General features: G+C 72.2%; 7 protein-coding genes and 1 pseudogene. 4 read left to right on the forward strand and 4 right to left on the reverse strand.

Annotation, left to right across the window (positions count from 1 at the left end; all coding sequences use genetic code 11):
* Nucleotides 1–10 precede the first annotated feature (10 nt).
* Complete coding sequence (locus ABZ027_RS36140; protein ID WP_356775978.1) at nt 11–670, forward strand: response regulator transcription factor; 660 nt, start codon at nt 11–13, stop codon at nt 668–670.
* A 49-nt stretch (nt 671–719) separates the two neighbouring features.
* Nucleotides 720–1,672: pseudogene (locus tag ABZ027_RS36145) on the forward strand (aminoglycoside phosphotransferase family protein).
* Nucleotides 1,673–1,736: 64 nt separating this feature from the next.
* Here ABZ027_RS36145 and ABZ027_RS36150 read toward each other — a convergent pair.
* Together ABZ027_RS36150 and ABZ027_RS36155 are read right to left on the reverse strand one after the other, a co-directional pair.
* Nucleotides 1,737–2,276 carry a hypothetical protein gene (locus ABZ027_RS36150; RefSeq protein ID WP_356775965.1) on the reverse strand — a complete coding sequence of 180 codons (540 nt, stop codon included), beginning with the start codon at nt 2,274–2,276 and terminating at the stop codon, nt 1,737–1,739.
* Between the two features lie 104 nt (nt 2,277–2,380).
* Complete coding sequence (locus tag ABZ027_RS36155; protein WP_356775967.1) at nt 2,381–3,130, reverse strand: DUF4232 domain-containing protein; 750 nt, start codon at nt 3,128–3,130, stop codon at nt 2,381–2,383.
* A 214-nt stretch (nt 3,131–3,344) separates the two neighbouring features.
* Between ABZ027_RS36155 and ABZ027_RS36160 the strand changes: the two genes are divergently transcribed.
* Together ABZ027_RS36160 and ABZ027_RS36165 are read left to right on the forward strand one after the other, a co-directional pair.
* A complete protein-coding gene (locus ABZ027_RS36160; protein ID WP_356775969.1) occupies nt 3,345–4,703 on the forward strand; it encodes a helix-turn-helix transcriptional regulator in 1,359 nt (452 codons plus the stop codon).
* A gap of 55 nt (nt 4,704–4,758) precedes the next feature.
* On the forward strand, nt 4,759–5,232 hold the full coding sequence (locus tag ABZ027_RS36165) for a DUF5990 family protein (protein WP_356775970.1): 474 nt from the start codon (nt 4,759–4,761) through the stop codon (nt 5,230–5,232).
* A 29-nt stretch (nt 5,233–5,261) separates the two neighbouring features.
* On the opposite strand, the gene ABZ027_RS36170 is transcribed toward ABZ027_RS36165, so the two are convergent.
* Together ABZ027_RS36170 and ABZ027_RS36175 are read right to left on the reverse strand one after the other, a co-directional pair.
* Nucleotides 5,262–5,942 carry a response regulator transcription factor gene (locus tag ABZ027_RS36170; protein ID WP_356775972.1) on the reverse strand — a complete coding sequence of 227 codons (681 nt, stop codon included), beginning with the start codon at nt 5,940–5,942 and terminating at the stop codon, nt 5,262–5,264.
* Nucleotides 5,939–6,256: ATP-binding protein (locus ABZ027_RS36175; RefSeq protein WP_356775974.1), on the reverse strand; the 318-nt coding region annotated here is incomplete at its 5' end. The genes ABZ027_RS36175 and ABZ027_RS36170, both read right to left, overlap by 4 nt.

The raw sequence follows: 6,256 nt of genomic DNA on the forward strand, positions 1-6,256 counted from the left end.
CGCTCGTGTCCTGCGGATCGTGATAGCCGAGGACGACCCGTTGCTGCGTGAGGGGCTCGCCCTGCTGCTGCGGGCCGAAGGCCTCGACGTGGTGGCCACCGCCGGCACTCCGGACGGGGTGCTGGACGCCATCGACGTACACAAACCGGACGTCGCCATCCTCGACGTACGGATGCCGCCGACGCACACCGACGAGGGGATCGTCGCGGCGGTCGAGGCCCGGCGCCGACGTCCCGACCTGGCCGTCCTGGTGCTGTCGGCGTACGTCGAGCAGAGCTTCGCCACCGAGTTGCTCGGCGGCGGGGTCACCGGCCTCGGCTATCTGCTCAAGGAGCGCGTCGGGCGGGTGGAGGAGTTCCTGGACGCCCTGCACCGGGTGGCGGACGGCGGCACCGCCATCGACCCCGAGGTCGTCGCGCAGCTGTTCACCCGCTCCCGCCAGGACCCCCGGCTGGAACGGCTCAGTCCGCGCGAGCGGGACGTACTGGCCCTGATGGCCGAGGGGTTGGGCAACACGGCCATCGCCGAACGGCTCGTCGTCACCGACGGGGCCGTCCACAAGCACATCCGCAGCATCTTCGCCAAGCTCGACCTGTCCCCCGCCGACCAGGTGGACCGCCGGGTCGCCGCGGTCCTGCGGTATCTGGAGGACGTCCGTCGCCTGGGGTGAGCGGACCCTGGGGCAGGGCGACGCGGCGCGGAAGAGGAGGGGTGGCACGGTGACCGACCACCACGAGACGGCGGCTGTCCGGCCGTCGACCCTGGCCTGGGTGAGCCGGTACCTGAAGGCCGGCGAACGCATCGTCAGGACCGAGGCGCTGCACGGCGGCATCACCGCCGAGATGCGCAGGCTGACCATCGGCACGCGGGACGGAGACACCCGTCACCTGGTGCTGCGGACCTACGTCGACGTGGAGCACGCCGAGCAGGCGCTGTACAGGGAGTCGGGCGCGCGACCCTGCTCCCGGGGACCGGCGTGGCGGCTCCCGAACTGGTCGCGGTCGATCCCACCGCCGCGCACTGCGAGCAACCCTCGCTGCTCATGACACATCTGGCGGGCCGGACAGCCCTCGACGACAAGGGACTTCAGGCGCGCGCCCCGCTGCTGGCCCGGCAACTCGTGGCGATCCACGCGGTGCGACCCACCGAACGGCCCCTGCCGTACGTGACGTTGACGACCGCCGACACCGTGGTCGTTCCGGAGGGCGCCGACGCGACGGTGTGGGCCGCGGCGATCGATGTGATCCGCAGGCCCCCACCGCCCCGTGAAGGGCGGTTCCTGCACCGGGACTTCCAGCCCGGCAACGTGCTGTTCGAGGTGGAGCCCGCACGGCCGGCGGACGCCCGGATCACCGGCGTCGTCGACTGGGCGGCGACCTCCTGGGGCCCGGCGGATCTCGATGTGGCGCACTGCGCGGCCAATCTCGCGCTGCTGCACGGCCCGGCGTGGGGGCTGCGGTTCGCCGAGGCGTACGAGGAGGCCGGCGGGGTTCTGGCCGCGACCCGGAGCGAGCGGCTGTACTGGATGGTGCGGGACGCGCTGGCGTTCTCGGAAGAAGTGCGGGCGGTGTCCCGGCCGTGGCGGGAGGCCGGGCGGACCGAGCTGACCACGCGAGCCGTGGAGGAACGGCTGGACGCCTATGTCACCGCCCTGATGGACACGCTGGGCTGAGCCGCCGAGTCGCTTGCCCCCACGGCTCCCGTGATCGCTGCCGGAGCCCGACCCGGTGCGCGGCTCACGCCACCCGTTCGTTCTGGTTCCGCAGGGCTGAGCGCATGTCGCGGAGGAGGCGCAGGGCGCGGCGGCGCGTCCGGAGGACCCCGTAACAGAACCCGGCCACGGCGACCGCGAAGACGATCGGGAAGATCAGCGAGTCGGTGAAAGCCCCGAGGACGACCAGGCCGAGCGCCACCAGGCCCATGAAGCCCAGCCAGTACGGCAGCCAGCGGCCGCCCCGCTCCATCTGACCCAGTTGCTCGGCGACCAGCCGTCGCATGGTCGCCCGCTCCTCGGGATCCCTCGGCACCTCGCGGTGCCGGATCTTGCGGTTGAGTTCCTCGATACCGCCCGCGTCGGTGCCGACCGCACGGCTGATCCTCCGCCGCCGTACGGCCACGAACGCGATGGCGATGCCGGTGTAGATCGCTGACTGGATCACCCACAGGACGGGATGGTCGTCCCGGCGGAGCAGGGCGCTGATCCCCAGGCCCAGCAGGAAGACCAGGACGGCTTGCGCGGTCAGACTTCGGTCGAGCCAGCGCTTGAAGGCGCGCACGGCACGTACCTCCTCGGAATCGACGGATCACCCGCGGTTACTTCGCGCGGGTACCCCGCCGATCCCGGACTACGAGCGGCCGGCCCGACCAAACTGATGGGGCGTCACCAGGTGAGCGCGTCGGCCATGGTGGACTGCCAGTACGTGACACCGATCGAGTCGTCGACGTACACGCCCTTCGCGGGGAGCGACGGCTTGGCGGAGGCCGCGCCGTCGTTGAAGTGGACCGCGAGGGTCTTCGCCGTGTAGCCGTTGGAGCCGCTGCCGTCCGCTGCCGCGAGAAGGACGCCCGCGTACCCCGACTCACCGGGCGCCAGCGTGACCACGGCCTGCGGCTTGGAGTCCTCGAACACCGGCGGGACGGACTGCGCCTCACCGAACTGGACGGCCGGGTAGCCGACGAGGTCACAGTTCTTCGAGCCGGTGTTGGTGACGGTGAGGAGCAGGTGGTTCAGCGGGCGGGAGACCGGCGTGGCGGTCACCCTGGTGGAGGCGCTGGTGCAGGGGGCGGAGAGGGACTTCGAGCTGTCCGAGCCGGAGGAACCCTTCGCAGCCGAGGTGCCCTTGGATCCCTTGGAGCCCGAGACGCCGGTGGAACCGGAGGAGTTGGAGGCGTTGGCGGAGCCGGAGGTGCCCGTCGAGCCGGTGGAGCCGGCGGTGCCCTTCGAGCCGGCGGCGGCGACCTGCTCCGTCTCCGTGGACGACTCCCCGCTCTTCTGGGACGCGGACGTGGACACCGTCGAAGCACCCTCGTCGCGGGTGCCCTGCCCGTCGCTGCACGCCGTCAGAGTCAGAGTGACGGCCGTGAGGGCGACGGCGGCGAGCAGGTGGGTGCGACGGGTACGTGCAGACATGTGATTCCCCTGATGTGTTACGGGTGTTGGCGTGGGCCGCCCGGCCGGGTGCCGGGAGCGGCGTGCTTGGATGTCCAGAGCTTGTGCGGTGATCCGTCCCGGCCGCCACACCTGGCGGGACATCCGGAACGCTGGAACGCCTGCAACAGCGCTGACCTGGGGGAATGACCACCTCCTGGAACGATGGTCCGGGACGCGGGGAGACGGAGGAACGATGGCCGGGGGTGAGTTCTCGGAGCTGTTGGGCCAGTTGAAGGAACGGTCCGGACTCAGTTACGGGGTGCTCGGGAAGCGGCTGCACACGAGTGCGTCCACGCTTCACCGGTACGTCAACGGGGACGCCGTACCGACGGACTACGCGCCCGTGGAGCGGTTCGCACGGGTGTGCAGGGCGACGCCCGAGGAACTGGTGGAGCTGCATCGGCGGTGGATCCTCGCGGACGCCCTGCGGGGGCAGAAGGCGGCCGGAACTCCCGCGGAAGCCGCGGCTGACGGGAGTCCCGAGGGCGAGCAGGGGGTGGACGAAGCCGGGGTGGACGAACCCGGGGTTGAGGCACCCGGGGTGGCCGAACCCGGGGTCGAGGAACCTCGTGCCGACGAGCGCCGTGACGACGAGCGCGCCCTCCCTCCCGTGGCTCCCGTGCCCCGGCGCCGACGTGCCGTCCTCCTGGCCACCGCCGCCGTGGTCGCCGTCGGCGTCTCGGCCGCGCTCCTGGTGAACCTCGTGCCCGGCGGGGGCGAGGACGACCGGAGCGGGAAACAGTCCGTGGGGGCCGCCGCCCAACCGGCCGGGACCAAGGGCCACTCGGTCTCACCGTCCGCCTCACGCAGCGCCCGCCCGACGGCTTCGGCCTCCGCCTCCGCCTCCACCTCCGCGTCCACCTCGCCCGCCCCCTCCGTCTCCACCTCCCGGAGCGGCGGTGCCGGGGCGGCGCGGGGCGGTGGTTCCGAGGACGGGGCCACGGCGCCCACGGTCGCCGTCAATCCGTACAAGTGGGACAGCCCGTGCAGCCAGCACTACCTGGTCGACCAGAAGCCCGAGCAGGTACCGCCGCCACCGTCCGAGCCGGACGCGCGCGGGTGGGTCAGCGCGCTCGGCGGGGTCGCCGCCGGGGAGCAGATGCTCGCGCTGACCGTGCAGGGCACGGGGAAGGCGACCGTCGTCCTGGAGGCACTGCACGTGCGGGTGGTGGAGAAGAGCGCTCCCCTGGCCTGGAACGACTTCTCGATGGGCGTCGGGTGCGGTGGCGGTGTCGATACCACGTCCTTCGGCGTGGACCTCGACGCCGGGCGGCCCGCGACCTCCCCCAAGGCCGGGCAGCGCGACTTCCCGTACAAAGTGAGCGAGTCCGACCCCGAGGTCTTCTACGTCTTCGCCGACGCGCGGGCGCACAACGTCAGTTGGTACCTGGAACTCGACTGGTCCAGCGGCGACGAGCAGGGCACCGTACGCGTCGACGACCACGGCAAGCCCTTCCGGACCAGCGGGAACGTGGGGCGGCCCGCGTACGAGTATCCGCTCGGTGACTCCGAGTGGGGGCGGAACGAGTACGAGCCCGATGTTCCCGGGTGAGGCGGAGTCCGCGACGGGCGGGCGACAAGACCGAAGACCGGCGGATGATGAGGGGATGCGCATCCGTATCGACGCGACCGACCTTCCCGGCCGCACCTGCCGGCCCCCCGCCCCGGCCAACGCCGACGCTCCCGTGTACGGCAACGTCCACGTCGCCGTACAACGCCGGGACCGCCCGGCCGAGTTGCTCGAACCACAGCCCGGCGACGCTCCCTCCGCGACCTGGACCCTGGAATGCATCGCGGACTCCTCGCCGACGGGCACGGACGTCAAGGGCCCCTACGTGCAGGACCGGCTGGGCCGCCGCTTCATCTACCTCTCCTGGGGCACGGTCGACGACGCGGGCGTCTTCACCATGTTCCGCCGCGCCAAGCTCATGCTCGACGTCATCCCCGCCGAGGTGCTCGCCGCCGCCGCCCGCGACGGCCTGCTGGTCGGACGCCTCGGCCTGACCGACTCCTCGGGCGACCCGGTGTGCGCACGGGTGGAACCCCCGCGGATCACCTGGACCGCGGAGACGGCCCGCTAGAGACCGCCCGTTAGAGACCGCCGCCCTGGTCAGTTGCCGGGCGGAGCCGCCCGTACGAGGCCCGTCTGGTAGGCGATGACGACCAGTTGCGCGCGGTCGCGGGCGGCCAGTTTCGTCATGGCCCGGTGGATGTGGGTGCGTACCGTCAACGGGCTGAGCGTGAGGTCGTCGGCGATCTCGGTGTTGGAGAGGCCCTCCGCGGCCAGGGCCATCACCTCGCGTTCGCGGACCGTGAGGTCGGCCAGGCGTTCCGGGGGCGCCAGCTGGGTGCCGGGGGCGGGGGAGGTGAGGAAGCGGGTGATCAGGGTGCGGGTGGCGCCGGGTGACAGGAGCGCCTCGCCGGAGGCGACGGTGCGCAGCCCGGCGAGCAGGGTGTCGGCGGTGACGTCCTTGCCGAGGAAGCCGCTGGCACCGGCGCGCAGCGCCTGGGCGACGTAGTCCTCGGTCTCGAAGGTGGTGAGGATGAGGACGCGGGTGTCGGCCAGGTCCGGGTCGGCGCAGATCGCGGAGGTGGCGGCGAGACCGTCCGTGCCCGGCATGCGGATGTCCATGAGGACGATGTCGGGGTGGTGGGCGTGGGCGAGCTCGACGGCCTCCTTGCCGTCGGACGCCTCGCCGACCACCTCCATGTCGTCGCAGGAGTCGATCAGGATCCGGAAGGTGGCCCGCAGCAGGGCCTGGTCGTCGGCCAGCAGTACCCGGACGGTCATGGTGTGTCGCTTTCTCGGGCGGCTTCTCGGACGGCGGAGGGCTGGAGCGGCAGCGCGGTGGTGACCTCGAAGCCGCCCTCGGGGCGGGGGCCCGCGCACAGCTCGCCGCCGATGGAGTGGGCGCGTTCGCGCATGCCGATGACGCCGAAGCCGGGGCCCTTCCGCAGGGCGGGGGCGGGGTCGAGGGCCGGTCCGTCGTTGCTGACAGTGATCTGCAGCCGGGAGTCGGCGTAGGCCAGCCGCACGTGCGCGGTCTCCGTCGCGGCGTGCTTGGAGACGTTGGTCAGCGCCTCCTGCACGATCCGGAACGCCGT

Source organism: Streptomyces sp. NPDC006332, from assembly GCF_040612855.1.
GTDB lineage: Bacteria > Actinomycetota > Actinomycetes > Streptomycetales > Streptomycetaceae > Streptomyces.

Excerpts from the sequence above, each read along its gene's own strand:
- ABZ027_RS36170 (WP_356775972.1), bottom strand. The coding sequence starts at position 5,942 with ATGACCGTCCGGGTACTGCTGGCCGACGACCAGGCCCTGCTGCGGGCC.
- ABZ027_RS36160 (WP_356775969.1), top strand. The coding sequence starts at position 3,345 with ATGGCCGGGGGTGAGTTCTCGGAGCTGTTGGGCCAGTTGAAGGAACGG.
- ABZ027_RS36165 (WP_356775970.1), top strand. The coding sequence starts at position 4,759 with ATGCGCATCCGTATCGACGCGACCGACCTTCCCGGCCGCACCTGCCGG.
- ABZ027_RS36155 (WP_356775967.1), bottom strand. The coding sequence starts at position 3,130 with ATGTCTGCACGTACCCGTCGCACCCACCTGCTCGCCGCCGTCGCCCTC.